Source organism: Zavarzinella formosa DSM 19928 (genome assembly GCF_000255705.1).
GTDB lineage: Bacteria > Planctomycetota > Planctomycetia > Gemmatales > Gemmataceae > Zavarzinella > Zavarzinella formosa.
Genome location: NZ_AIAB01000560.1, coordinates 1 through 911, shown reverse-complemented (window position 1 = coordinate 911; position 911 = coordinate 1). Strand labels below are relative to the sequence as shown.

1 protein-coding gene is annotated in these 911 nt (G+C 59.5%); it reads left to right on the top strand.

The features are described 5' to 3' along the window. Positions 1-768: 768 nt before the first annotated feature. Positions 769-911: prepilin-type N-terminal cleavage/methylation domain-containing protein (locus BGIM_RS60085; RefSeq protein ID WP_157368531.1), on the top strand; the 143-nt coding region annotated here is incomplete at its 3' end.

Genomic DNA, 911 nt, shown 5'->3' with positions numbered 1-911 from the left:
CGGGCAGTCCACGAACGCTCGCGTGCCGATCCGACCCTGCGGGATCAGGAGCGGGACCGCCAGCCCCCACCAACCCAGGCAAGCGGCCGGGGCGAGCGCCAGGAGCATCGCGGCGACGTGGAGGTCGATCTCGCCCCAGAGCCGCCGCACCCCGAAGCCCCCTCTTGCCGAACATTGATTAGGCCAACCCGGCCAAGACTGACACCCCGGCTTGTGAGTTGGCCTGCCTCAAACACCGTTAGTTGATTTACGCGACGAGCAATTCATCACCACCGTAATCTGTCGCTGACACCTTGTCAAACGCCATCTCGCAACGATGAAGTGCATGTTCATCTGCCACGATTTGTCAGGCCGGCCTTTGTTTGGGCAATTCTTCCGGACGTGGCGGTCGCGCATGGCGGACCATGCCGCCACCCTCCAACGAACCGCCGACAAAATCGGCGGCCTCACCGGAGAACCCGTCAGCCGTTGAGGGAGAGAGATGCGAGGAGAATTTGCCGGCCTCCAACCCCAAACACCGAAACCACTTTCACTGTTTTTGACTTGACAGGCCGCCTTGATCCGGGCAATATTCCAAGCGTTGTTTTTTGAGATGCGTGAGCCCGCCACCGTTGGAAACGGCGACGCTGTTGTTTTTGCTGATCCCTCCCCGGCAATCTCCCGACCTTCGGGAAAAGTCTCGCCTCCGAGCCTTTTGACTCACAACAGCCCGTCCGCACACTCACCCATCATTTCATTCGTTTCGGCCCATGTTATGGAGGGGTCTTTGTGCATCGTTTTGCCCGCCGCGCGTTCACGCTGATTGAACTGTTGGTGGTGATCGCCATCATCGCGATTCTCATCGGGTTGCTTCTTCCCGCCGTCCAAAAGATCCGGGAGGCCGCCAACCGGATGAAGTGTTCCAACAACCT